This is a genomic window from Pantoea sp. EKM103V (genome assembly GCF_011800365.1).
Classification (GTDB): domain Bacteria; phylum Pseudomonadota; class Gammaproteobacteria; order Enterobacterales; family Enterobacteriaceae; genus Pantoea; species Pantoea anthophila.
Genome location: NZ_JAALFQ010000002.1, coordinates 24,010 through 49,562 on the forward strand (window position 1 = coordinate 24,010; position 25,553 = coordinate 49,562).

Below are 25,553 nucleotides of genomic sequence, written 5' to 3' on the forward strand. Positions count from 1 at the left end.
AATCATGAAGAGAAAAGTACTGTTTATTGCCGCAGGCGGGCTGCTGGCTCTGACGGCCACTGAGGCGCAGGCCTATTCCTGTGAAACGCTCACGATGTCGACCGTGCTGACGCCGGCAGCTCTTACGATCCCGAGAGATCTGCCTGTCGGGTCGTCTATCGGCAGCGAGCTGGTTTCCGGGGTGGTGCAGACGTTTAAATGTTCAAATACTCCGGCCCCCGCCCTCACCTATCAGGAATTCGGCGTTAAGGCCTATGGCAACTACGTTACCAGTATCAACGGGCAACGTGTTTACAGCACTAATGTGGCAGGCGTGGGATATGCTTTGGGTGGCACCGTTCTCGTTAGCTGCCCAGGAAGGACTAAGTTCGTTGATGGCAATGATACGATGGATGGTAACTCCGATAACAAAAAAATTTGTGCCGTCAACGGTCTTTTTGATGGGGGGAATACGATTACCGCCCAGGCCAGAATACAGTTTTATAAAACGGCACGATCAACGGGTACCGGGACGGTCAGTGCCCGTAATGTGGGTGCATTCATCCTGCGTAATGATCAGAGCGGCTGGCAGAACCCCGAATCTGCCATCAGCATTGCCGCTTTCAACGTGACAAGTACAGCCCGTTCGGTGAGCCAGTCGGTCATTTCCGTCCCGATGGGTACGGTGGACAGGCGGGCGTTCGGAGGCACGGGGACCTGGCCCGGGGATGCTAACACCCGCCGTTTTACCATCCCGCTCAACTGCAATGCCGGCACTCGGGTCAACGTTCAGATAGACGGCAGCATCCAGAATGCTGCGCGGGGTGTGCTGAATCTGAACGGTGGCACCGGCAGCGCATCCGGCGTGGGGATTCAGTTACTTTTCGGGGATAGTGGTGGGGCCGTGCAGTTTGGTCGCCCGATCAGCACCGGAACGGCGGCGTCAGAGGGCGCATACAGCATCCCTTTTAGGGCAAGGTACTATCAGACCGGCAGTGACGTTACGCCGGGCACGGCAGACGCCAGCGCGACCTTTACGCTTACCTACCGCTAGCCACAGTCTGAGATGCCTGCTGACGATGACAGGGTTAATTCGCGACAGAGAACCGACCGGAGTGGTCCGTCACTGAATTAAAAAACTGCCGGACTCATAAATGTCACACCTCAGACAACGAATATCCACCGGAACCGGTTAATTTATCTTCAGTTTATTAATACGTGGCGCCCGTTTCGTAAAGATTAAGGCATTTTTTCTGGACAGTCATTAACGCTTACCGGGAGCAGAATTAACGAGAAATTTTTTGTGGAATACACGCCGGTTGATGAAACCGTAAAAGTGGCAGGTTTCGTTGACGCCCTGATTTAACGTTTCCACTTCACCGGTGTATGGACTGGCAGAACGATCCTGCCAGTAGGTTTTCAGGAAAATAATTAATCCGTAATCAATGGAGGAACTGTGACATTTATGGATAACACTCAGCGCTGCCTGTCATTTACCGAGAACGAAGTTGCTGTCACCTGGTTCTTTATGACTGGCATGACCATGAAGCAGATAGCCGAATGGTCCGGGATACCCGAAAAATCGGTCAGCTATTACAAAAGGAGGGTAATGAAAAAAATTGGGGCAGAAAACAATAATGAATTTATTATCTGGTTTTTAAAAAACAGAAAAAATTATCAGGAAAGCCGCGCGGAATCAGGTGTTCTTCGACGCAGAATACCTGACTCCGGGAATGAATAAGGGAATTAACGAATAAAGGGCTTCGCATGTGCTTTTACAGTAGAGGAATTAAATTAATTCTCACCTTCTTATGCTGTTTCACCATGATTACAGGCTGCGGTACGCAAGCGTGTCCCGGCGCCGAAGCGGAAAGGCTTATTCCCTGGATAAATCATGCTCATTCCATTCAGGTATGTTTTTCAAAATCTCACGAAACGAGCATTATACATTTTCCAGACCATAAATTTCAGGAGAAGTAAAAAATGTCACTCAGAAAAAAGGTTTTTTTAAGCAGCGATAGTTGTAACGGATTCGGTGTCACATCAACAGTCATTTATGGCGATCACGATGCCATTCTTGTTGATCCCCAGTTCACGATAGCGAATGCACACCGGTTAGTGGCCGAACTGATTGAACTCGACCGTAATATTTTATTTATCTACATCACTCATCTTCACCCCGACCATTATCTGGGTCTGGAAGTGATTAAGCAGATGTATCCTGACGCCAGAGTGATCGCTTATAAAAAAGCCTCTACAGATATCAATGAGGCGTATGACTTTAAAATTCAGTACTGAGGAAACACGGTTCTTGGAAAGAACGGTGCGAATATTAAATTTTCTATTGAAAAATGGACGGAAGATGAAATTCTGCTGGAAGGTGAAACAGTTCAGATCCTCGGTTTTATGACCGGAAACTGCACAGACATTGCGCCCTTATGGATCCCTGCCAGCCGGACGCTGATTGCTTCTGATCTGGTATTCGCCGACTGTCACGTATGGATTGCAGACATGCGGACGCCTGAACTGTTAAAAAAATGGTCAGAAAGCCTCGACAAAATTGAGGCACTGCAGGCGGATATCGTTGTACCGGGTCACTCTTCCGGTGCACTGACACTCCACCCTTCTGCCATCAGTTATACGCGACAGTACATCAGCGATTTTGTGCGGGAACTACACCGCAGTGAGAACGCGCAGCAGCTGATTGATGCAATGGATCGCATTTATCCTGATTACCCGGTTCGTGTCTGCCTTGAATACAGTGCCAGGATCCTGAAGGATCGATATGTATGGCCGGGTGACTGGCCACTTTCCCTGAGAAATATGCCTTCAGGCTTCTGAAAGGAGTGCCTGTCTCGCCGCGCCGGGCGTGGCATTACAGAATGGTGAGTTGAATTAACCATGACCGCAGAGCATCAGTGAGGTGCGGTGATGCCGGCGGGAGCCCCGGGAGAGTCTGATGCAGGGTTCAGAAGACGAAAAAATGGCGGCGCCGGGCGCGACCGTCAGCGCGGTCAGGCACTGCCTGAGAAAGCGGGAGGCCACGGCCCGTTCTGAAGTGGTGATGCTTGTCAGGCTTGCCCGCGGGGGAGCCCCGCCCGCAGAGGGCATCACGGAACGGGGCCCCTACCCGGAACGGTGAAAGACGGGTGCGCCGCCTGTCATACCCAGTCTTCCAGGGTCAGGCCCGGCACCCGCGCAAACTCCCGCACATTGTTCGTCACCAGCACGGTGCCGGCAGCGATGGCGTGTCCGGCGATCGCCGTGTCGTTCGGGCCGATCGGCGTGCCGGCCAGGCGCAGCGCCACCTTAATCTCCGTGGTGGCGTCCACCGCGGCGCGGTCCCAGGGCAGGACGGCATCGAGCCGGGCGCAGAATTCCTCGACCAGCTGCACGTGACGCGGCGAGGCCTTCGGGCCGGTGGCGCCGAAGCGCATCTCGGCGTAGGTCACGGCCGATACCACGATGCGGTGACCGCGCAGCACCGCCTGCTCCAGGCGCTCAATGACGGCGGTCGGCTGCTCGCGCATGATGAAAGAGCAGATACAGGTGTCCAGCATATAAGTTTTGTTCACAGGTCAAACCGTCCTTCGTCGCTGACAACGTCCCCGCGCTCCGCCATAAAGTCCGGATCGGCTTTTTCAAGCTGCAGGAATGAGCCCCAGTTCGGCCGGACGGGACGGAGGATGATGCTGTCTCCTTCCCGGACGATCTCCAGCTCACTTACCCCCTCAAAATCCAGATCGCGGGGCAGACGGATGGCACGGTTATTGCCGTTTCTAAATATCGATACGGTTCTCATGGTCTTTCTCCTAGCCAACTGGTCTTTATATTTATACCTATGCTAAGTATAGGTAGATGTTCTGCAATTGTATAGGTAAGGCAGATGCAGATGATTAACATATGCGTATGCAACACCTATGCAGATGCCGGGGATATGGATATGCCAGACCTATCCTCTGTTCTGTCTTTTTCCGCTGAGATCCGAAAAAAGGCAGAACCGGAAACAGAGTTTAGTGTTGATTCATATGTGTTTTTGTTTGATATTTCTGTAATAGAGGAGTTCGTACGTTCCGGATAACTTTGCAATCGCCATGATCCGGCAGCAGTTAGCGATTTTTATATTTTAGTTTTTATTATTATAAAACAATCGGTTAAGTGAAAATTTCATTCTTCTTAAACATCTTTTGAAGTTTTCGGAAAGCCTGAAAGCAATGACATAGGCTTAACTCATGTCGTCAGTTTGTGATCGTTACGTCCGGTACTGCTACTTAATGAAGTGGTATAATGGCAGGAGTGCGGCGTTTAGTTAAAAGTTCGGTTGAAAGAGGAAGTGTTGTTTGTCTGCCTCAAGGTCCTGAGACGAGTAAATGAATACCCGACATAATTCCTGGAAAATACCGTTGTTGTGTCATTCCTGGATACAAATGGAATAACTGATTTACTTATTTCTAAAGCGATCCTATCTTGATAACTGGCTGTCAAAACATCTTCCGGCCGTAAAAACAAAAGGTCACTCAGGTACACGCCATGCTGAACAAGCCGCCACTGAAGAGTCTGCTGTGTCTTCTTTCTTTAAGTTGCATACTGATAACAGCAATACTGCTTGTCACAATAACTGTCTTTGTGCTCAAAATTTTTACTGAAGAGCGAATCCTTGAATCCAACACTGCTTATGCCCGTAAACTGGCTGACAGTGCTGATAATTTATTCCGTACTGCGCAGCAGGAGTTGGCTTTCAGCGCCAGTCAAATCACCAGTTTCGCGGATTCTCAGGCGTTGCGGTATGAAACCGACAGGCTGCGCCTGCAGTCAGACATGTTCGGTTCGGTGCTCGTTCTTTCTCCTGAGGGGCAGGTGATAATTACTTCACCCTTAAACTTTATTCCATCCGGTGCTTCGCTGAATGTTGCCCCTGAGCAGTTACAGGCCGTAAAAAAAGGCCCTTTCGTTTCGGAACCCCTCGCGCCTTATACAGGAAATTATCTCGTATTTTTGTCAGCCCCTTTACATTCATCCACGGGCAAATATCTGGGCTATCTGGCAGGCTCAATCTATCTGAAAAAAGAGAGTATGCTGAGCCGTCTTTTAAGTGAACATTTCTATGCTGATAAAACGGTCGTCAGTATTGTGTCAGACATCGGTGAAGTCGTTTATTCAACCGATGAATCGCTGACCGGGCAAACTCTCAACTTGAGTTCCGATCTCTCAGTGCAGCTTAAACGGCACAGATACGGGTCGCTAAAAACGACATTAAATCAGCAGCGCTGTCTGCTGGGGTATTCCGATGTTGTCAAAACAAACTGGCATGTCTTTGTTTGCGTTTCGCCGGACGTCACCAGCAATGTCCTTGACCATGTTGTCCGTGAAGTCATTCTTTATGGGCTGGTGCTGGCACTTCTGCTGGTGAGCGCGAGCATGTATATCTCTGCCCGTATTTCACAGCCCCTTGAAAAGCTGGCCCGCCTGACTGGCACTGGTACCACAGAGCGATTAACCGGAAAGATCGGAGAGGTAAAAACCTGGTACAGAGAAGCAGACAGGTTAAAAAAAGCATTTCTGATGTATACAAAGACCATCAACAAAACGTTTTCACTGTTACGCGATGAGGCGTTGACTGACCACCTGACGAAACTGCACAACCGACGTGGTTTTGAACAACTCACGGCCCATTTTGTTGGTCATCCGGGGCCTCACTGCGTTGCTGCTTTTGATATTGATCATTTCAAACATGTTAACGATCGTTACGGACATGACGTTGGTGACGAGATACTGGTCGCCGTCTCCGGTTTTTTGAAAAAAGGATGCCGCACGCAGGATATTATCTGCCGGTTTGGTGGTGAAGAGTTTGTTATTTTTTTTCCATATACAACGCTGACTGAAGCTACGTCTGTCGCTGAGCGTATTCGTCAAACCATAGCCGGTATCCGGTTCCCCATAGCGGGCCACATCACAGTTTCAGCAGGCGTCTGCGGCCTTCAACACGATGATACAGATATGGAAAAAGCCCTGTCTGTAGCCGATCAACTTCTATATAGCGCAAAGCATGAAAGCCGGAACAGGGTGATGACTTCAGGAGTAGTTCAGTCACCCTGAACCGGATTTTAATGACGTATTCAGTTCTCAGAATTGTGCCGCAAAGGTGGGTTCGAGCAAGTGAAGGCAGTCAGCGAATGTTTTCGCAAACAAAAAGCGGACTGGTTGCAGAATAAAATAACCAGGCATTTTTGCCATAGGGTTTTATCTTCTGCAACATTGCCGCGTCACGGTTGATAAAAAATTCAGGCAACCACTTCTTCTGCTCGCTGACACTCATCGTCATTTGTGGCGAGTTCATGATGATCTCAGACTGAAAATAATAAAACTCTTTATTTTTTCTGTATGAAAATGAGATTGTCTTGTCCAGATAGGATTTAGTTTTATCACTGTTATAAACAATTCCTGACACTGAGAGAAACCCTTTTCCACCATCAAGGTCCTGCGAGATGCGCAGGTCAAGCCGCTCTTCATTCCAGAAATAAGAGACGCTGGCTTTACACGTAATAACGTGCCCACCCTGACGTTTTACAGGACAAAAAAAATAGAACAAAAAAAACAGCGAAACAGGATAAATTATCTTATTCATCGTTGAAATTTTTCACATAGTAGAAAGAGCGACAGTTTGCTCGAAGGCTGCTATCAAGGGGATGCTGACAGCTGAAATATGACAGTCTGTCAGCGTTTTCATAAGCAGTAAGATAGATATAAGGTGCAGTTCTGCAATTTATTTTAAGCTGATCTACTTTTTTTAGAACATTTTCAGTGCTTAGTAATGCGTCCGATTTACTGAAAATTTTACAGCCTTTGTAATCTGTGCTGTAACTGAATAATACATTTTCATCATCCATGTCCGTTCTGAGAGAGAAAAAATAAACAATAACAAACAGCATAAGCGTGAATGAGATTATTGCCATAGATTCTTTAAAGAATAAGGCCGACCAGAAACGGATGCCTTTGATAAAAAAAGAATGTGTGAGTCGCTTCCTGGCGGAGTGTATAACATTGGGCTTTTCTTCAGATATTGTTTTCTTAAGAGGATTTTCTGTATTCACAAAGTTGCTGTTCTCATCGGATCTGACAGCCTGAACACTCTCTGCCCGCACCGGAACGGAAGCCGGAGCAGAAGTAATTTCTCTGGATATAGTCGTTTTAGGTGACAGAATAAACCCTTTCCTGGGCATAGTCCGGATAATATCCTCCTGGAGACCGGCTTTATTCAGCGCTCGCCTCAGGGCTGATATATTCTGATAGAGGGCCGTCGGCGCAGGCTCTGTTCCGAAACGACGCCATACAAAATCGTAAAATTGCTGATGTGTGATCAGCTGACCTGCGTTCTCAATCATCAGCTCCAGGCACAGTGATGCCGATGCACTGATAATCACAGGTCTTCCCCTGCCGGTTATTCTTTTTTTTTCCGGTTCGAAAATCAGAAACTCGTTGAGAGTGAATTTTCTGCTCAAGATATTCTCCAGTGACGCGAAAGAAAACCATAAACCCACAATAAATATAAGGAATAAAAATTCTTTAAGATATTTCTGTAAAAAGATGAGCATAATACTTAAAGCTGTATGAATCAATTTAAATGATTTAATTAATATTTTTTTCGATGTTAGGCCACTCTCCTGCTATGTTTAAAAAAAGAAATTTAAAACATAACTCATTGATTTTCATTAAAAAAAACCAATAAACTATAACTAGTATAAGATAAAATATATTTAGAGATATTCAAAGGTGCTTTTTTACCCCTCAGTGTCTAACATGCCGGTGAAAATTTAATGTGCTGGTATGAAAGTGATACTTCGGTATTAACAGTAATGCAGGTAATTAAGCTGGCTGGTTATTCGGCTAAAACAGTAATCAGTTTTTTATGAACCTTAAAGGAGAAAAAATGTTTAAGAAAACTCTAGTCACGATGATTGTTGCTTTGACTGCAAGCAGTGCATTTGCAGCACAGCAAAACAGCATTCGTTTCAAAGGAAGTGTGTCGGCTCAGACATGTAATATCAGCGTCAATGACTCAACTTCTGCAGCGCCTGTTATCCTTCTGCAGGCCGCAAAAGTCAGTGACCTTACTGCGGCGGGTAATACTTCAACTCCAACAACTTTCAGCATGAAGCTGACAGGATGTGCGGATCCGGGAACCGCTGGGGAGGATATCAAAATCAACTTTGTATCTAATAATGTTGATGCTTCTGGCAACCTGAAAAATATTGCCACCACATCCCCTGCGACTAACGTGGCTATTCAGTTACTGGATCCAGACAGTCACGCCATCAATTTATCGTCTGGCCAGGCTACGTCAAAAGCGTTTTCACTGCTATCAGGTACTGACAGTGCAGAAGCACAGTTTACCGCGCAGTATATTGCCACTGGTGCGGCCACAGCCGGTAATGTCGAGGCATCAGTTCAGTACTCCATTAATTATCTTTAATTAAAGTGCCCCGCGAATATTCGCGGGGACGGAAAAAATTATGAAAATTATATCATTTATGAAGACGATGTTGCTTTCATTATTCTTTATCAGTGGGTTGTCGCAGGCTGCCGTTGTGCTGAATGCTTCGCGGATCGTCATGGAAGGCAGCATGGAGAAAACCGTTACATTCGATAATACCAGTGATAACCCTTTCATCGTACAGGTTGAATCCGATAATACCGGGGATCCTGATTTTATTGCCATGCCACCTGTATTTAAAATTAAAGAAAAAGGGGGGCAGACGGTAAAAATAAGACTGTTGCATTCATCTCTTCCAGAGGATAAAGAGTCACTTTTTTACCTTAATTTCACTCAGATCCCTGGTGCCAAAAAAAGTGAAAATGACGATAACCATTTAAATTTTATCATCAAAAGCCGCTTGAAAATTATCTACAGACCTGAATCAGTTAATGCGTTTCCTGCAAAAGAAGAAACTAAAGTTTCATACCATATTCAGAATGGAAGGTTATCCATCAGCAATCAGAGCCCGAATGTTCTTTCCATCAGAGATATCAGCAATGGAAAACTGATAATTGCGAAAAATCTGACCCTGAAGCCTGGTGATTCCTTCTCTAAAGATATTAAAGGTGGTTCTGTCAGCGGTCCGCTTCATGCGGTAATGATCAATGATTACGGTACACCAGTAAATTTCCTGATCACCGATAAATAAATTAATGATTTCAGTGAAATGAATATTAAGATATTACTGTTTATTTTTTCTTTCTGCCCATTTCTTTTACATGCGGAAGAATACGAATTCAGCCCCGCCATGCTGAAAGCAAGTGGCCTGACGGGCGTTGCTGCTTTATCAGATGGAAATGCTTTTTATAAACCGGGAGAGTATGAGGTTTCTGTTTATGTGAATAACAAACTGTACTCTAAAAGAACGCTACTTTTTAAAATGAAAGGTAAAAACTTAGTTCCGTTATTTACAGGCGATTTTATAAACGGCATGTCCCTGAAAAAAAAGCCTGAGGCTCTTGACGGGGATAAAAAATATTTCCTGGAATCAGTCCTGCCCCAGTCAAAAGTTGGGCTTGATCTCTCCTCTCTGAGGGTCGATATTGCCGTTCCACAGTCTTTGCTGGAAACACGACCGGATGACTATATTCCGGCGAGTGAGTTTGAGGCGGGCAGCAGCGTTTTATTCTCAAACTATACGGTAAACCAGTATGAGTCGCACAGCGCCTATGGAAGCGTGCTGAGCTCAACATACCTTGGACTCAACAGCGGCTTTAATGCAGGCAAGTGGCAGTTCCGGCAGCAGGGCAATTTCAGTCGTAATCGTTACGGTTCACGGTGGAATTCATCGCGCCTGTATGTGAGACGCGGTTTACCCGCGCTGAGAAGTGAACTGTCGCTCGGACAGCTCAGCTCGGGATCAGATACTTTCAGCGGGCTTAGTTTCACGGGATTAAGCCTGAAGACGGACAACCGCATGCTACCCCCCTCGCTTGTCGCCTACGCCCCCACTGTAAAAGGGACGGCGCGAACTAACGCGAAAGTCGAGGTTTTTCAGAAGAAAAACAAGATTTATGAGACGACTGTACCACCGGGCGCCTTTAGCATTGATGACCTTGCACCCGCATTCTACGGCGGTGACCTGAGTGTCAGGGTCACGGAAAGTGACGGCAGTACAACCGAATATTCAGTACCTTATTCTACGTTGCCGGGTTCGGTCCGCCCGGGTCGACTGGACTATGCATTTTCTGCCGGGGAAATTCGCGACTATTCCCGCGATAACCAGTTTTCTGAACTATCTGTTAATTACGGTGTTTCCAATACGACGACGGCCAACAGTGGGTTACGTATTGGTCGCGGTTACCAGGCTGTCAACGGTGGGGCCGTTTACTCATCATCGCTCGGAGCCTTCGGGAGCTCCGCAACCTGGTCAAATGCTAGGCTGAGAAATGGCAGTACCACGCAGGGATGGATGTTAAACACTCAGTACAGTAAGACGCTGGGGCCAACCGGAACCACGATCAGTTTTGCCGGCTACCGGTATTCCACGAAGGGGTACAGGGATCTCCAGGACATTGTCGCGCTGAATAATTACGACACCCCGCTGTCGTCGGTTGAGGGGGGGACGTTCATGCAAAAAAATCGCATTCAGGTGAACGTCAGTCAGCCGCTGGACGGGCTGGGGAGCATTTATGTTTCGGGTTCTTCACAGAATTACTATGACGGACGGAACAAAGACACGTCTTACCAGCTCGGATACACCACGGCGCTGCCCTACGGTATTCACATGGATTTCAGCATTTCCAGACAGTACCGCACCCGCGTATCAGATGCGCAAAGATGGGGGGCACGTGATAATGACCGTTACAAGGAGTATTCCAAAGATACCCAGTTTGCCCTTAACTTTTCCGTGCCTCTCGGACGGGATACTCGGAATACCACGCTCAGTACCTCATACATTAACAGCAACAATGAAGGCAGCTACCAGACATCGCTGTCTGGCAGCGCAGGCAGGAATAATAATACCCAGTGGGGCGTCAATTACAGTCGGGACAGAACGGGCAGTGGTACGGGTCTTAATCTGGCCACAGTTTTGCCAAAAGCCAACGTAAGCGGAACGGTCTCAAAATCCACGGGCAGCTGGCAGGCATCGGGTTCTGTCAGTGGCGCGGTCGCCGTTCACAGCGGCGGTATCACCCTGGGCCATACCGTAAGCGACACCTTTGCCATCGTAGAAGCCAAAGGAGCTGAGGGTGCGACGGTGCTGAACGGCCAGAATATTAAAATTGACAGTTCAGGTTACGCCATCGTTCCTTCGCTGATGCCGTACAGACGTAACAACGTCAACCTTGATGCACCGGAGGGAGAGTCCGCTGATGTGGATATTATCGACAGTCATCAAGTGGTTACCCCCTATGCAGGTTCAGTCAACCGGGTGGTCTTCAAAACCCGTCAGGGAATACCGGTCATGATGCAGCTGAAACGCCGGGATGGCAGCTACGTTCCCCTGGGATCAGATATCTTTGATTCCAGTGGCAATAGTGTTGCAACGGTCAGTCAGGCGGGGAATACCTATCTGCGGCTGGAAAACCGTGAGGCGCTGAGCGCCCGCTGGGGCAGCGCACAGGATGAACAGTGTGTTATCCACTATGCGCCAGTGAATGCGACGCCCGTAAAGGCCCTCAATTATGTCACTGCACTCTGTGAATAAGGTCAGAACATGAAAAAGCATGTAACTATTTTTTCCTTGCTGATGGCGATGTTCTTTACATCATCAGCCCTGGCAAGATGTCAATCTGTCGAGCACGGCTCCCCGGGGGGGGATGCTCAGGGAGGTGTGCCTCTCAGCTACGGTACCATAAAACTTACCCCGGCAGAATTCATGCCAGCCGGCCTGATAGGCGTCACAAATGTGAGCGTGGGGCAGGCCCAGGCGTTTCAGGCAAGACAGGGACCGGATACGTTGTTATATACCTGCGATCTTGCCGATGAGGGACAGACCTATGAGTATTTTGCCACCAACGGAGACAGTAACGTCGGCGGCAACATCAGCGCGGGTGACAGCGTCTATCAGACCTTTTTCCCCTTTATTGGCATAAAGCTCATCCGGGATACTGATGGAAAAGTATTTTCAAGGTACTGGCAGAGTTCGCCCATTCGAGGACACAGAGAAGGTAATAAACTTAACTTTTATGCCAGCGACTTCAGTAGCGTGACGGCAGAAATTTACCGTCTGCCTGCGACGCTCAGGGGCGGTGATCCGATCGCACACTGGGGATGTAACGGCCCCGCCGATGATACTGCCAATGGGATAGGCTACACGTGTTCCCAGCCAAATGGTTATACGGTTTTTGTCGGTCCCGGCTGGAATGACACCCGAAACATCAAGCCCGGCACCGACAGCAATACCAACTGGGATGGCTTCAGCGCCAGTAACTGGATTGGCTTTGGGATGCATTACGCTGCGGATAATTCCTTCACACAGACACAATGGGGATGCCGTGTTTTCAACTACACCAATCCTGTAACTCTTCCTCCCGTCACTCTCAGTGAACTGAAGGCTGGCGTAGAAAGAGGCGCTAACTTTAATGTCACTTACAGGTGTGGAGGAACAGCCATTGCTCAGCTTATTGACAGGTTCGCGGGGGCGGGAGCCGATAAAATATCGGTGGCATTCAGTACGAACCATCCCGTACCGGGTGGGGTTGATTGGTCGCGTTATACATTATCGGATAATGACGGGCTGGACGGCTATGCTTCTAATGTTGGCATCGGCTTATCTGTTGCGGGTAAGGAAGTCGGGTTTTTAACCAACGCATATAAGGATCTGGGAGTCGGATGGTTTTCTCCACTCGACGGGGTCGTCTCCCGTTCTAACAACGGCAATAATCAGATAGATATTACGTCACAGTATTTCGCATTTTACGGCATCATTGACCCGTCTAAACCAGTCATACCCGGTCAGGTTGACGCGACAGCCTATATTAATGTGAGGTACTGGTGATGAGACACATGGTTCACCTTTTCAGTGTTGTCTTCATGTTTATTTCACTCGGGGTCCACGCAACGGTTGTTCCTTTGCAGGACAGGGTGCTGTTTAGCAGTACCGACAGCGACAGGCGCCTGCTCATCGTCAACAATGATGGACAAGCGCCGGTGCTTCTTCAGAGCTGGATTGATGACGGTGCTACAGGTGATATGAACAAAGAAAAAAACTATCCTTTTGTGGTTATTCCGGCGGTGGCCCGGATGGCACCGGGTAAGGTTTTAAACCTGAAGATACTGCCCACGGAAAAAATCAGTGAATTACCAACAGACCGTGAGTCCGTCTTCTGGATCAACCTCTATGAAATACCGGGCGTCAAGCAAACTAAGCAATCGCACCATATAAATAAAATAGAGGTCGGATTGAACTCGCAGCTGAAGATTATTTACCGGCCATTCAAAGAAGCCATGAATATTAACACTACTGGTGAATCCATAGGGTTACGTTTAACGGACGGAGGAAGAATACTGGAAATAACTAATCCTACACCGTATTACATTACGCCTGTTTCGGTAAAGGTAAATTCGCCTGACGCCGGGCAGCCAGTAACACTTGGCATGGATCGGTTGATTGCACCTTTCAGTCATAAGCGCTTTAAATTATCAGAAGCTGTAAACAGTAAAAAGACGCCTGTTGAATACACCATCGTTGATGATGTCGGGAAAAATGCCAGATTTATGAAGGTGCTTAATTAAAATTTAAAAATAAATGTCTGCTTTCTGGCTGTCAACCTGCTCTGGCGCCGGGGCTCATATGATTATTTAATTAATTTAAAAATGGAGGGTCCGTGAAGTTTATGGATAACGCTCAGCGCTGTCTGTCATTCACAGAGAAGGAAGTTGCAGTGACCTGGTTCTTTATGACCGGCATGACAATGAAGGAGATTGCCGAATGGTCCGGGATATCCGAGAAATCAGTCAGCTATCACAAAAGGAGAGTAATGAAAAAAATTGGGGTGGTAAACAACAATGAATTTATTATCTGGTTTTTAGAAAACAGAAAGAATTATCAAGGGGCGCGCGCGGAATCCGGTATTCTGCGTCGCAGAACCCCTGCCTCCCGGAATTAACGGATAAAGGACTTCGCATGTCAGTTTACGGTAAAGTAATTAAATTAATCCTCACCTTCTGGTTCTGTTTCAGCGTACTTACAGGCTGCAGTACGCAAACATCTCAACGCGTCAGCATGAAGGATTATTTGCTGGACAAGACCCAATCCTCAGCAGCACAAAACGAACGGATACGTTTCCTGGTCTTTCATTACACGGCAGTCGACGAGGCCACTTCGCTGAAACTGCTTACCGGCGAGAACGTCAGCGCACACTATCTGATTTCAGATCAGACAGACAGCCGCACAGACAAACCTGTCGTCTACAGGCTGGTCAGTGAAAACAGGCGGGCCTGGCACGCCGGTGTAAGCAACTGGAACGGGCGGATCAACCTGAATGACTCCTCGGTGGGCATTGAAATCGTGAATCCCGGTTTCACGGAAGATATGCTGGGACAAAAGACCTGGTATCCTTACCGTGAGCAGCAGATTAGCGCCCTGACAGCCTTGGCCAAAGAGATCATCCGGCGCTATGGCATCACGCCGGATAACGTGCTCGGCCACAGTGACATCGCACCACTACGTAAACAGGATCCAGGCAGACTTTTCCCGTGGAAGGCGCTTGCGGCTCAGGGTGTGGGAGCCTGGCCTGAGCCACAACGTGTGCAAAAGTATCTGGCCGGACGTGCAATGAATGCCCCTGCGGATGTCCTGAGCGTCCAGACGTTGCTTAAGCGATACGGTTACGATCAGATCCCGCTCAGCGGCTTCCTGGATGAAGACACCCGAAAAACCATCAGCGCATTTCAGATGCATTTCAGGCCGGAAAACACTGACGGCACACCCGATGCAGAAACCGAGGCGATTGCACAGGCGCTCAATGAGCAGTACCGTGCTACTTCTGTCTGAAAGGCAGAGTGTCAGCCAGCCGTTTTTCTTCTGGATCACGGGCAGCAGGATGCGCGCACTTCAGAGAAGCCTGACCGTCTTTCTGATGGTCAGTAACCGCTGAAAGTAAAAGTCATTCACGGAAAATATTACTCCCGATATCTGTGTGTTTTGTTCCCGGAATATGCTTCTGCGTTCCGTCTGGCTTAAAGATTAAAGATTAGGTAAGTGAGATATGCTTACCTTTTTAAAAATCAAGGCTGGAATTACAGTTTGATATTAAATTCCTGTTATAGTGCTTGTGTTTTAATGATGGTGCTGATTACATCGTAAAAAATCCAGTACCGCAGATTTCGTTGTTATTTAAAATCACCGCTTTTATCTTCGCCTTATTTAGTCACGTAAATCAGCCGGTATTTACTGAATTTTCTGACGTTCTCTCCCGACCAGGTAATGAGCGGCTCCAGAATTTTAATCAGTGAAGAGCCAGAATCCGTAATGCTGAAAACCATTTCTACGGGACTTTTTCTCCATAGACGCTATGCATTACCATGCCATTCTATTCAAGGTTCTTTAGAGTACGGTAAAGCATTTTTGTGAGATACCGTCATTACATTTCAGTATCTGATTGAAACGGCCTGCTCCGGAACTGAGAATATATATTACTGCCAGATGAAATTTGTTAGAAAGTCTTTCAGCAAGCCTTTTCTGAGGTGTTTTATCATTGTTGTCTGAAAGATAGTTTTTTCGCGTGTCCAGATTCCTTAATTGGTACTGAATTCCTTTCAGATCTCTTTTTTACAGTATCAGGAAACGGGCGTTATACATATTTAAGACCATTACTGTCAGGGCTGGTAAAAAATCTCACTCAGAAAAAAGGTTTTTTGAGCAGCCATAATTGTAACGGTTTCGGTATCACGTCAACAGTCATTTATGACGATAGAGAATGCATACTGGTTAGTGGCCGAACTGATTGGGCTCGACCGTAATATTATATTTATCTATATTACTCATCTTCACCGCGATCATTATCTGGGTATGGAAGTGAACAAGCAGAAGTATCCTGACGCCAGAGTGATTGCTTATAAAAAAGTATCTTCAGGTATCATTGAGATGTATGACTTCAAAATTCAGTACTGGAGAAACACGGTTCCTGGACATAACGGTGTGAATATTAAATTTTCTTTTGAAAAAAATGGACTTAAGATAAAATCCTGCTGGAAGGTGAAACAATTCAGATCCTCGGTTTTGTGGCCGGAGACTGTACTGACATTGCGCCCTTATGGATCCCGGCCAGCCGGACGCTGATTGCTTCTGATCTGGTATTCGCCGACTGTCACGTATGGATTGCACACTCTTCCAGTGCAATGACACTCCACTCTTCTGCCATCAGTTATACGCGACAGTACATCAACGATTTTGTGAAGGAACTACGCCGCAGTGAGAACGCGCAGTAGCTGATGGATGAAATGGATCGTATTTATCCAGATTATCCGGTTCGTGTCTGCCTTGGATACAGTGCCGGGATCCTGAAAGACAGATATGTATGGCCGGGTGACTGGCCACTTTCCCTGAGAAATATGCCTCCAGGCTTCTGAAACGCGTGCCTGCCTCGCCGCGCCGGGCGTGGCATTACAGAATGGTGGAAAGCGGGTTGCCATGGCCAGTTCTTAGGTGGTGGTGCTTGTCAGACTCGCACGCGAGGAAGCCCAATTCGCAGAAGACAGTGCGGGACGGGCCCCTGTCCGGAACGGTGGAAAACGGGGGCCGCCTGTCATACCCAGTCTTCCAGTGTCAGACACGGTACCCGCTCAAACTCCCCCGTATTATTCGTCACCAGCACGGCACCGGCAGCGATGGCGTGCCCGGTGATCGCCGTGTCGTTCGGGCCTATCGGCGTCCCGGCCAGCCGCAGCGCGACCTTAATCTGCGTGGTCGCATCCACCGCGGCACGGTCCCAGGGCAGGACGGCATCCTAGCGGGTGCAGAACGCGTCAACCAGCTGTACGTGGCGGGGCGATGCCTTCGGGCCGGTGGCACCGAAACGCATCTCGGCGTAGGTCACGGCCGAAACCACGATGCGGTGGCCGCGCAGCACCGCCTGCTCCAGGCGCTCAATGACGGCGGTCGGCTGCTCGCGCATGATGAATGAGCAGATGTTCGTGTCGAGCATACAGATCTTATTCACAGGTCAAACCGTCCTTCGTCGGTGACAACATCCTCACGCTCCGCCATAAAGACCGGATCGGCCTTTTCTCCGCTGACGAACGACCCCCAGGTGGGCCGGACGGGACGCAGAATGATGCTGTCCCCTTCCCGGACGATCTCCAGTTCGCTCACCCCGTCAAAATCCAGATCGCGGGGAAGACGAATGGCACGGTTGTTGCCGTTTCTAAATATCGATACGGTTCTCATGGTCTTTCTCCTGGCCGGCTGGCCGCTATATTCATACCTGTGCCAAGTATAGGCAGATGTTATGCATATGCATATACTTGACATCTGCATATGTTAAAAATATGTGTGTGCATGCTAATTGCAAATGACTGGTATTTAGATATGTAATGCATATGCTTTCTTATCTCCTTTTCTGCTGAGATCCGAAAAGAACAAGAACCGGATCTTTTTTCCCCGGTGGCGGCTTTCTGCGCAGATTACTATATGTAGTGGCTAAATCAGCTGGTCCGGCTACCAGATATAGGGTTCTGGCTGCGGAGGTCCTCTGACAAAGCGGGCTTTACCCCGCCCCGCCGACGTGCTGTGCTTCCGCTTACTGCTGTATCGGGAATAAGTCGGATCATCCATGTAAGGCTGTGCGGTTATTTATTAGGGTGTCTATATGCATGCTTACTATCAGGTAGGTGATGTTTATACATGCAAATATAATGCATGAAATATTAACCAGAAGTTATTGATGCAAGAGTCTGCGTTCTAAAATGTGCCGGGCGTCATAACTACGATGAGTTATTACTGCAAATAAAGGAAGTGCCGTGGGCTATGAAGAAATGATTGACACCCTCATCGATGATGGTCATCAAAAGGTGACGCTGTTTAGCTGCCTTTTGCACACCGATGATGGATCGGCAGAGGTGTATCTCATTATCAGCGATGATGGCGATACGATTGCAAAAAATCTTCGCGAGGCCGGGGGACACAGTGGATGGACATTATGCTACTGGCCAGTTTCACATTCTTCAGATTCTGATTTACATGAAATCTGGCCACTAGATCTAAGTAAGCGTGATGACTCCGTTGCACAACTGAGTCTTTTTAGCTGAGGCTGCGCGGGATTGAGTAGAAATGGAGTGACGGATGATAACTCAGGTAGACAGCCTTACTAGCGGAGCGATAGGCGCTTTTTCACATCCATTGACCGTTCAGGTCCTTAATCAAGGGCCGGGGATATGGGGAAATGTGGCCACCGGGCTGATCACTGCCGGTGCGGCGATTGCGGCGGTGATGCTGACGCACCGGTTCACGTTAAAACGTGAGAGGCAGGCGTCAGAAGACAGGCTGCAGCGGGAGCGGTATTTCATCGCAACCGAGCTGGTCTTCCTGCTGGAGCGGTTTGCCCAGCAGTGTGTGCTTTCAGCAACCGAGTCCGGAGATTATGACAATAATGGTCAAATCATGTTAGAGCATTACCTACCTAAAATCGGTTATGCCGGCGTAACCGGTGACTGGCGCTCTCTCCCTCACGCGCTTATGTACCGAATAAGCGAACTTCCTGTTCTTCAGGAAGAAGAAGGGCGAAAATCAATCCATGCAGCGTTTGAAGATGATACCCCATATGATGGAAGCGACGGCCTGCACGAGCTTAATAACCAGTCCTGCAGGCTCGGACTTCGGGCCATCAGGATTTCACGTGAACTTAGGCGAACATGCGGCATGCCTGATGAAGGGTTATCAGCGCATCACTGGTCTGCCTGGCGCGTTCTTTCAGCCGCTAGAGGCAGACTGATTAGTGCAGAGCTTTTGTATGCCCGTAGCCATCATAAAACAATGTTCGCACTTAGCCAGCATCAATTACCAGTCACATCGGCTGAAACAGAGTTTACTGACCGACAAGGGGATGTATCATGACCGGTCTCGTATCTTGGGGGCATTCAAACCCACATCAGCCTGCGCAACTGCCAGTGGCAATTGACTATCCGGCCGCGCTGGCGCTGCGGCAGATGGCTGCGCAGCATGATGAGTATCCGCAGTACCTGCTGGCTCCTGAGGTCAGCGCCCTTCTCCATTACGTGCCGGATCTGCACCGCAAGATGCTGTTCACCACGCTCTGGAATACCGGCGCGCGTATTAACGAGGTGCTGGCGCTGACCCGGGGGGATTTCAGCCTAGCACCGCCCTACCCCTATGTACAGCTGGCCACGCTGAAGCAGCGCAGTGAGAAAGCCGCCCGCGGTCCGGGACGCGCACCTGCCGGTATAGTGCCGCACCGCCTGGTGCCGCTGTCCGATCCGCAGTACGTGGCCCAGATGGAGATGACGGTCGCCACGCTGAAAATTCCGCTGGAGCGGCGCAACCCGGAGACGGGCCGGACCGAAAAGGTCAGGCTATGGACGGTGACTGACAGAACGGTGCGCACCTGGCTGAACGAAGCTGTCACCGCTGCCGCCGGTGACGGAGTCACGTTCTCGGTGCCGGTAACGCCACACACGTTCCGGCACAGTTACGCCATGCACATGCTCTATGCGGGCATTCCGCTGAAGGCGCTGCAGAGTCTGATGGGGCACAAAAACATGAAGTCTACCGAGGTTTACACGAAAGTGTTTGCGCTGGACGTGGCTGCGAGGCACCGGGTGCAGTTCCATATGCCTGGAACTGAAGCTGTTGCGATGCTCAAAAATAAGACCTGATGTATTCAATATGTAACGTGCCATTTAAAAAATCCACTATTTTTCATATTGATAACTTCGCCTTACTAAACAAAACGACCAGATAATCAAATAATCAAGACATTTCATGATTATTTGATTACATGATTTTGTAATCAAATAATCTTTATGATTGTGTTTTCAATTTACGCACGTATAGTTACAGGATTACAGGATTACAGGATTACAGGATTACAGGATTACAGGATTACAGGATTACAGGATTACAGGATTACAGGATTACAGGATTGCAGGATTGCAGGATTGCAGGATTGCAGGATTGCAGGATTGCAGGATTGCAGGATTGCAGGATTACAGGATTACAGGATTACAGGATTACAGGATTACAGGATTACAGGATTACAGGATGGCAGGGTTACAGTTTTTAGGGCGCTATTTTACTTTCTAAAGGTATGTGTATGGCTAAAGTCATTTCATTTTTGAACGGTAAGGGCGGGGTAGGTAAAACGACTACTTCGATAAATGTAGCTACAGCAATTGCAAAAAGAGGTTCCAAAGTAATAGTGGTTGATACTGATCCTCAAAGTAGTATCGGAAACTGGTACAACGAGGATAAATGCCTGTTTGACGTAGCCGATGCCGGATCAGAAAAAGAAGTCTACTCGGTAAGGAAAACCTTGAAATCATATGATTATATAATCATAGATGGTGCGGCTGCGATATCTGCTATTTCAGCTGCTGCAGTCATGGTTTCTGACGTGGTTTTAATCCCTGTTACTCCTTCACCGCTGGATTTTGCTGCCTGTGGCGCCATCATTGCTGTGATTGAAGCTCGACAAGAACTACAACCAATCAAGGCTAGATTTGTAATAACCAAAAAGGTGAATACTGCCAAAATGCTGGGCGTTCTTAAGGCATCCATTGAGGATACTGGCATTCCCGCGCTACGGACAGGAACGACACAAAGGCAGAGTTACATCAAAACAATGCTTGATGGCGGCACCGTTTTTGACACAGATGATTCTAATGCCAAAGGTGAAATCGACGTACTAACAAACGACATTCTGGAATTATGCCAATGAAAATGAAACTCGGTGCAAGCAAAAGTACAATGCATGCAGTTGACGCTATCCACAAGCCGGGATTACCGACGAAAAAACTCCAGATGAACATTCCTGAAGATCTGCACAAGTCTTTTAAGCTGGCTTGTTTGAAGCAGGACAGGGACATGACAGACGTAACAATCGAGCTCATTAATGAATGGATGGCAAAGCATCAATAATCTCTAGATTATGTGATTATGTGATTATGTGATTATGTGATTATGTGATTATGTGATTATTCGTAATTTTCTGGGTTCGTGCGAGCTGATATATGAACAGATTAAAAATAATGCTTTCTGGGTTTCTGGGCTTTAAGTCGATGAGTTCAATGAGCGATAAAGATAGAAAGAGCGCTGCTGAATGGGGGTTCCTGCTGAGCACGCTGTTTATAGTGCCGCTTTTCTTCATGCATGATGCCAGTGAACTGATCAAAATCGGTATGCAACTGCTGTGGGGCGCCTGCGTTTCGCGCGCTGCATTCCTGGCCAACGGCGGCTGGAAAAAGAAAAATCCCGGATGAATGAATTCTAAAAGCAGAGGAATCTATGAAAAGACAGGAACAACTGAACTGCATGCTGACGCAGATGCGTGGACACGCAATGATGATCACAACAAGTATCCAGTCATCCGATATGTTTAAGGGCCCCGTCCGCAGGCGCCGCCCGGCCTTTGATGACTGGCTCCATCAGCTTTCGCGCAAGGACAGGGTTCCGCGCGGACGATACTTCCACGGAAAGCGCCCGGGCAAACCTTTGATCATTGTGGATGAGTTCTGGCAGCAGTTTTCATGAGAAGGCAGAGCAACAGATATGCGCTTGCCTGCTGTGCCCTGCGGTACAGGTTACATTACGCGCGCCACAGGGATGTCACTCCAGCGCGTGGTCCACGCCGGTGAGAGAATGTCCCGCTTCATTTTCCATTCCGTATTCACGCCCTGACCGGCAAACCATACACTTCCCAGCCCGGACTGATTGATCCCGTCAAGAACCTTCATCAGCTGCGCACTGTTTGCACGTGGCTTATCTTCATCAAACAGGCTCAACTGACTGACCCCATTCGGCGTAAAGTCATCGAGCATTATCCCGGCCTTCATGTAACGTCTCCCTTCAAGCCAGATGCGGTCGAGCGAACGAATGGCCACTTCAATCACGTCACGTGTGTCCTGGGTTGGAATGGTGAGACTCTCGCCGGCGCTATTCCCATAAAATATTTCACCCTGCGCATGCGGCGAAGTGCGGATAAAGACGCTGATGCGCCGGCAGAACTGCCGCTCCTTTCTGAGCTTCTCCGCAGCCCGGGTTGCGTACTGACACAACGCCTCCTGCATCAGCACCTTCGACGTGATTCTATCGCCAAAGGACCGGCTGCAGACAATCTGCTGTTTCGCAGGCACAAACTCTTCGAGGGGAATACAGGATTCCCCGTTAAGTTCCCGAACAGTACGCTCCAGCACCACGCTGAAGTTTTTACGGATAAGGGCAGGGTGGGCGCCCGACAGCTGCAGGGCGTTTTCAATGCCCATGAGATTAAGACGCTTGCCGATGCGTCGGCCAACGCCCCAGATTTCTTCTACAGGCTGATTGGCCAGCAGGGTAGCAGTGCGCTTTGGATTGCCCGTCGTCAGCGCTAATACACCGCGGAATTGCGGCCACTCTTTGCTGGCCCACTGCGCCGATTTTGCCAGGGTTTTTGTCGGACCCATACCTACGCCGACAGTGAGGCCGGTCGTGGCCAGTACGTGCGCGCGCAGGCGCCGGCCAAAATGTTCAAAATCTTCGCAGAAATCAATGCCGGTCAGGTCCAGAAACATTTCGTCTATAGAATACTGCTCCACGCGGGGCGTTATCTCCTCCAGCGCGGTCATAACGCGCTGAGACATACTGTGATTTATGTGGAATGCAAATACAACGTCAGACCAGGTCCCGTTGGCTGGTTAAAGTACGCGCGCAACTGGGATGTCAGACCAGCGTGTCGTTCACGAAGGGCTGAGCATCTCACGCTTCATCTTCCACTCAGTATTAATTCCCTGTCCGGCGAACCACACATTTCCCAGCCCGGACTGATTGATCCCGTCGAGCACTTTCATCAGCTGCACACTGTTCTTTCGTGGCTGTGTATCATCAAATAGATTTAGCTGGCTGACGCCACTTGGCGTAAAGTCATCAAGCATGATGCCGGCCTTCATATAGCGTCGGTCATCAAGCCAGATACGGTCCAGGCTTCGCATGGCCACCTCTATGATGTCTCGCGTGTCCTGTGTGGGCAGCGGGAGCTTCTCACCGGCGGTATTGCCATAAAACACTTCGTTCACGGCGTGCGGCGACGTCCGGATAAAGACACTGATGCGCCTGCAGAACTGACGTTCGACCCTGAGCTTCTCTGCCGCACGCGTCGCATACTGGCACAGTGCCTGCTGCATGGCCATCTTTGAGGTAATGCGCTCGCCAAATGACCTTGAGCAGCAAATCTGCTGTTTGGCCGGTGGCAGTTCCTCGATCGGTATACAGGATTCGCCATTCAGCTCACGTACGGTTCGCTCCAGCACCACGTTAAAGTTTTTCCGTATAAGGGTTGGGTGGGCGTGAGCCAGCTGCAGGGCATTGCGAATACCCACCAGATTGAGACGTTTGCCTATGCGGCGTCCCACCCCCCAGACTTCCTCCACAGGCTGATTTTCTAAGAGAGTAGCGGTTCTTTTAGGGTTACCTGCCGTCAGCGCTAGAACTCCCCGGAATTGCTTCCACTCCTTACTTGCCCACTGTGCGGATTTTGCGAGCGTTTTAGTTGGTCCCATACCCACGCCCACTGTAAGTCCGGTCGTGTTAAGTACGTGAGTGCGTAGCCGTCGCCCAAAATGTTCAAAGTCTTCGCATCCGTCAATACCGGTCAGATCGAGAAACATCTCATCAATACTGTACTGCTCGACGCGGGGCGTCAGCTCTTCCAGCGCAGTCATTACACGCTGGCTGAGATTATGATAAAGCCCGTAGTTCGAACTGAAAATAAAGACCTTTTCGGGATAGGTTTGATTCTTTATCTGGAACCAGGGCGCACCCATTTTTATGCCCAGCGATTTAGCACCGGCACTGCGGGCGATAACACAACCGTCATTATTACTGAGTACCACAACAGGTTTACCGCGCAAATCCGGGCGGAAAAGCGCTTCGCAGCTGGCATAAAACGAGTTGACGTCAGCAAGTCCAAACATGGGCATAACTACCTCAAACAAACATGCGTGTTGTTAAAGAGCCATACGGCACTTTGGACAGCCGATGGCTGCTGTATGCATTGTGAAATTAAGCCCGAATTACCAAGCTGGATTAGAAACGTGGGCTCAGTTATCAGGATGTCCGACGTGTATTGCAACGGGCTGGGTGAATGGCGCATAACACTGCCTCATTAATACTGGTTGTAAATACAGTATTAATGAGCGTTAGTGCGCTGGCAAGTGGACGATGCATCTCTGAAGAAAGTAAAGCCAAAATCCATTGGCTGGTTGTAAGCAGCATTAGTTATCAACAGTAAATTCAATTTGGTCCTGGCCTGTCAGGAGGAGCTTTCAGCAGCAGTTTATATCCTGGCACTGTCTTTTTAACGCGGGTTGCAATCAGACTGGCAGCGAGAATGAAGGCCAGACATATCAGTGCCTGTATCCGGAGAGTGACGTGATAATCAATCAGCACACCCATGATGACCGGGGAAGCGCCGCTGGCGAGCACAGTACCCGCCTCAACTGCCGATCGCACTTTTGCCAGCTGCGCGGAGCCAAGCAGCTGTACCCATAGCGACAGCATGTCAGCGCCCTACGGCAGCAGACGACGTGGCGTCATGCGGTAGTGGCAAGGTCCGCTATGAGCGAAAAGCGGCCGTAATTAGAGGGATAAAAGGACGAGCACCTTATGACTAGCTACAAGGGTAATTCCAGCTATACAAGTCTGAAAAAGGTCCGTTGCTATTCCTGCATGCAAAACTATTTCTCAGAGCTATTTAGAAGACTGTGTCACCTCAGCAGAGAGTTTGGGCGCGCTGAAGACATTTTTGATTATTAAACGTCATATAGCCCGGGATGTTATAGTGTACAGGCGTACTTTTCCGAGTCGCGAATTTCAATGGCGCTTGTGTCATCCTGGTGTGCTGTGCCCGATATCGGGATTTTTTTAATGCACTGAGGCAGCCCGGAAGCTGCTCCCAGAAAGCTATCTCTGAAATGAACGTTAATCCGGTTCAGTCAGCATTTCAATATGGATGACAGACAGCTGCTCGCCGACCTCACCTGATGCGTAATAACGCTCTATGCTTCGGATAAAAGGACTTCGTGACTCCAGCATGTCTGCGATTTCCCGCAGGTGTGCGGCAAGGGAGGCCGGAGATTCGGGGATATAGGGCGGAGTGGCTCTGGCCATGGCATTGTTCTCTGTCTGAAAAAAAACATCATACCGCACCAGAGTTTTTGTGAAACTGAGGCGCTTAAAATTTCTGAAAAATCTGCACGCGACAGGAAATTCGGGGAAAGGCAGTTTAATCAGGGGATCTTTATTTCGGGAAGCGGACATATCAGAAAGAGCTTTCTGCTTAAAATTAAAGCTTTATCCACAGAATAAGTGCATAAATTATGTACAGCCTCTGAAGCGGAGCGGAGAGATCATTCCTGACAGTTTCTCCGGCCGGTATACGTTTTC

The 25,553-nt window shown here is 48.7% G+C and carries 25 protein-coding genes and 3 pseudogenes; 19 read left to right on the forward strand and 9 right to left on the reverse strand.

Going from position 1 to position 25,553, the window contains the following annotated elements; genetic code table 11:
- The first annotated feature begins 4 nt into the window (after nt 1-4).
- The 3 genes and pseudogenes from HFD97_RS06410 to HFD97_RS06420 all read left to right on the forward strand — a co-directional run bounded on the left by HFD97_RS06410 (nt 5) and on the right by HFD97_RS06420 (nt 2,820).
- On the forward strand, nt 5-1,033 hold the full coding sequence (locus HFD97_RS06410; RefSeq protein WP_167431556.1) for a fimbrial protein: 1,029 nt from the start codon (nt 5-7) through the stop codon (nt 1,031-1,033).
- 411 nt (nt 1,034-1,444) lie between these two features.
- Complete coding sequence (locus HFD97_RS06415; protein WP_167431557.1) at nt 1,445-1,720, forward strand: helix-turn-helix transcriptional regulator; 276 nt, start codon at nt 1,445-1,447, stop codon at nt 1,718-1,720.
- 242 nt (nt 1,721-1,962) lie between these two features.
- A pseudogene (locus HFD97_RS06420) lies at nt 1,963-2,820 on the forward strand (MBL fold metallo-hydrolase).
- A gap of 320 nt (nt 2,821-3,140) precedes the next feature.
- Here HFD97_RS06420 and HFD97_RS06425 read toward each other — a convergent pair.
- Both HFD97_RS06425 and vapB (HFD97_RS06430) read right to left on the reverse strand, forming a co-directional pair.
- On the reverse strand, nt 3,141-3,554 hold the full coding sequence (locus HFD97_RS06425; protein ID WP_167431558.1) for a type II toxin-antitoxin system VapC family toxin: 414 nt from the start codon (nt 3,552-3,554) through the stop codon (nt 3,141-3,143).
- The gene (gene vapB, locus HFD97_RS06430) at nt 3,551-3,781 is read right to left on the reverse strand and encodes a type II toxin-antitoxin system VapB family antitoxin (protein WP_127835158.1); all 231 of its coding nucleotides are present in this window, start codon (nt 3,779-3,781) and stop codon (nt 3,551-3,553) included. The genes HFD97_RS06425 and vapB (HFD97_RS06430) overlap by 4 nt, the downstream gene beginning before the upstream one ends.
- Before the next feature lie 728 nt (nt 3,782-4,509).
- On the opposite strand from vapB (HFD97_RS06430), the gene HFD97_RS06435 reads away from it, so the two are divergent.
- Nucleotides 4,510-6,075, forward strand: coding sequence for a sensor domain-containing diguanylate cyclase (locus HFD97_RS06435; RefSeq protein ID WP_167431559.1), 1,566 nt, complete (start codon nt 4,510-4,512; stop codon nt 6,073-6,075).
- A 70-nt stretch (nt 6,076-6,145) separates the two neighbouring features.
- Here HFD97_RS06435 and HFD97_RS06440 read toward each other — a convergent pair whose 3' ends face one another.
- Nucleotides 6,146-6,604: a FidL-like protein gene (locus HFD97_RS06440; RefSeq protein WP_167431560.1), complete on the reverse strand. Its 459-nt coding sequence runs from the start codon at nt 6,602-6,604 to the stop codon at nt 6,146-6,148.
- A complete protein-coding gene (locus tag HFD97_RS06445; protein WP_244319748.1) occupies nt 6,597-7,478 on the reverse strand; it encodes a winged helix-turn-helix domain-containing protein in 882 nt (293 codons plus the stop codon). Before HFD97_RS06445 ends, HFD97_RS06440 begins: the two co-directional genes overlap by 8 nt.
- A 428-nt stretch (nt 7,479-7,906) precedes the next feature.
- Between HFD97_RS06445 and HFD97_RS06450 the strand changes: the two genes are divergently transcribed.
- The 8 genes from HFD97_RS06450 (at nt 7,907) to HFD97_RS22290 (ending at nt 16,241) form a co-directional block, all read left to right on the forward strand.
- Nucleotides 7,907-8,449 carry a fimbrial protein gene (locus tag HFD97_RS06450; protein ID WP_167431562.1) on the forward strand — a complete coding sequence of 181 codons (543 nt, stop codon included), beginning with the start codon at nt 7,907-7,909 and terminating at the stop codon, nt 8,447-8,449.
- 40 nt (nt 8,450-8,489) lie between these two features.
- Nucleotides 8,490-9,161 (forward strand): molecular chaperone, encoded by a 672-nt coding sequence (locus HFD97_RS06455; RefSeq protein WP_167431563.1) that lies wholly within the window; start codon nt 8,490-8,492, stop codon nt 9,159-9,161.
- Between the two features lie 18 nt (nt 9,162-9,179).
- A complete protein-coding gene (locus HFD97_RS06460; protein ID WP_167431564.1) occupies nt 9,180-11,663 on the forward strand; it encodes a fimbria/pilus outer membrane usher protein in 2,484 nt (827 codons plus the stop codon).
- A gap of 9 nt (nt 11,664-11,672) precedes the next feature.
- Nucleotides 11,673-12,956, forward strand: coding sequence for a fimbrial protein (locus HFD97_RS06465; protein WP_167431565.1), 1,284 nt, complete (start codon nt 11,673-11,675; stop codon nt 12,954-12,956).
- A complete protein-coding gene (locus tag HFD97_RS06470) occupies nt 12,956-13,693 on the forward strand; it encodes a molecular chaperone (protein WP_167431566.1) in 738 nt (245 codons plus the stop codon). The genes HFD97_RS06465 and HFD97_RS06470 overlap by 1 nt, the downstream gene beginning before the upstream one ends.
- 101 nt (nt 13,694-13,794) lie before the next feature.
- Nucleotides 13,795-14,067 carry a helix-turn-helix transcriptional regulator gene (locus tag HFD97_RS06475; protein ID WP_167431856.1) on the forward strand — a complete coding sequence of 91 codons (273 nt, stop codon included), beginning with the start codon at nt 13,795-13,797 and terminating at the stop codon, nt 14,065-14,067.
- Nucleotides 14,068-14,084: 17 nt separating this feature from the next.
- Nucleotides 14,085-14,954 (forward strand): N-acetylmuramoyl-L-alanine amidase, encoded by an 870-nt coding sequence (locus HFD97_RS06480; RefSeq protein WP_167431567.1) that lies wholly within the window; start codon nt 14,085-14,087, stop codon nt 14,952-14,954.
- Nucleotides 14,955-15,893: 939 nt separating this feature from the next.
- The gene (locus HFD97_RS22290) at nt 15,894-16,241 is read left to right on the forward strand and encodes a hypothetical protein (RefSeq protein ID WP_255461638.1); all 348 of its coding nucleotides are present in this window, start codon (nt 15,894-15,896) and stop codon (nt 16,239-16,241) included.
- Between the two features lie 466 nt (nt 16,242-16,707).
- Here HFD97_RS22290 and HFD97_RS06490 read toward each other — a convergent pair.
- Both HFD97_RS06490 and vapB (HFD97_RS06495) read right to left on the reverse strand, forming a co-directional pair.
- Nucleotides 16,708-17,121, reverse strand: a pseudogene (locus tag HFD97_RS06490) (type II toxin-antitoxin system VapC family toxin).
- The gene (gene vapB, locus HFD97_RS06495) at nt 17,118-17,348 is read right to left on the reverse strand and encodes a type II toxin-antitoxin system VapB family antitoxin (RefSeq protein WP_167431568.1); all 231 of its coding nucleotides are present in this window, start codon (nt 17,346-17,348) and stop codon (nt 17,118-17,120) included. The pseudogene HFD97_RS06490 and the gene vapB (HFD97_RS06495) overlap by 4 nt, the downstream one beginning before the upstream one ends.
- A gap of 572 nt (nt 17,349-17,920) precedes the next feature.
- On the opposite strand from vapB (HFD97_RS06495), the gene HFD97_RS06500 reads away from it, so the two are divergent.
- From HFD97_RS06500 to HFD97_RS06530, 7 genes are all read left to right on the forward strand, one after another.
- The gene (locus HFD97_RS06500) at nt 17,921-18,208 is read left to right on the forward strand and encodes a hypothetical protein (RefSeq protein WP_167431569.1); all 288 of its coding nucleotides are present in this window, start codon (nt 17,921-17,923) and stop codon (nt 18,206-18,208) included.
- A gap of 34 nt (nt 18,209-18,242) precedes the next feature.
- Nucleotides 18,243-19,013 (forward strand): hypothetical protein, encoded by a 771-nt coding sequence (locus HFD97_RS06505; protein WP_167431570.1) that lies wholly within the window; start codon nt 18,243-18,245, stop codon nt 19,011-19,013.
- On the forward strand, nt 19,010-19,792 hold the full coding sequence (locus HFD97_RS06510; RefSeq protein WP_167431571.1) for a site-specific integrase: 783 nt from the start codon (nt 19,010-19,012) through the stop codon (nt 19,790-19,792). Before HFD97_RS06505 ends, HFD97_RS06510 begins: the two co-directional genes overlap by 4 nt.
- A gap of 437 nt (nt 19,793-20,229) precedes the next feature.
- Nucleotides 20,230-20,853 (forward strand): ParA family partition ATPase, encoded by a 624-nt coding sequence (gene parA / locus HFD97_RS06515; protein WP_167431572.1) that lies wholly within the window; start codon nt 20,230-20,232, stop codon nt 20,851-20,853.
- A complete protein-coding gene (locus HFD97_RS06520) occupies nt 20,850-21,053 on the forward strand; it encodes a plasmid partition protein ParG (protein ID WP_167431573.1) in 204 nt (67 codons plus the stop codon). Before parA ends, HFD97_RS06520 begins: the two co-directional genes overlap by 4 nt.
- A 92-nt stretch (nt 21,054-21,145) precedes the next feature.
- On the forward strand, nt 21,146-21,394 hold the full coding sequence (locus HFD97_RS06525) for a hypothetical protein (RefSeq protein WP_167431574.1): 249 nt from the start codon (nt 21,146-21,148) through the stop codon (nt 21,392-21,394).
- A gap of 25 nt (nt 21,395-21,419) precedes the next feature.
- Nucleotides 21,420-21,665: a hypothetical protein gene (locus HFD97_RS06530; RefSeq protein ID WP_244319750.1), complete on the forward strand. Its 246-nt coding sequence runs from the start codon at nt 21,420-21,422 to the stop codon at nt 21,663-21,665.
- Nucleotides 21,666-21,715: 50 nt separating this feature from the next.
- On the opposite strand, the pseudogene umuC (HFD97_RS06535) reads toward HFD97_RS06530, so the two are convergent.
- The 3 genes and pseudogenes from umuC (HFD97_RS06535) to HFD97_RS22295 all read right to left on the reverse strand — a co-directional run.
- Nucleotides 21,716-22,759: pseudogene (umuC, locus tag HFD97_RS06535) on the reverse strand (translesion error-prone DNA polymerase V subunit UmuC); the annotation flags it as partial.
- 90 nt (nt 22,760-22,849) lie between these two features.
- Nucleotides 22,850-24,082 (reverse strand): translesion error-prone DNA polymerase V subunit UmuC, encoded by a 1,233-nt coding sequence (umuC, locus tag HFD97_RS06540; protein WP_167431576.1) that lies wholly within the window; start codon nt 24,080-24,082, stop codon nt 22,850-22,852.
- A 1,006-nt stretch (nt 24,083-25,088) separates the two neighbouring features.
- On the reverse strand, nt 25,089-25,427 hold the full coding sequence (locus tag HFD97_RS22295) for a hypothetical protein (RefSeq protein ID WP_244319751.1): 339 nt from the start codon (nt 25,425-25,427) through the stop codon (nt 25,089-25,091).
- Between the last annotated feature and the right edge of the window lie 126 nt (nt 25,428-25,553).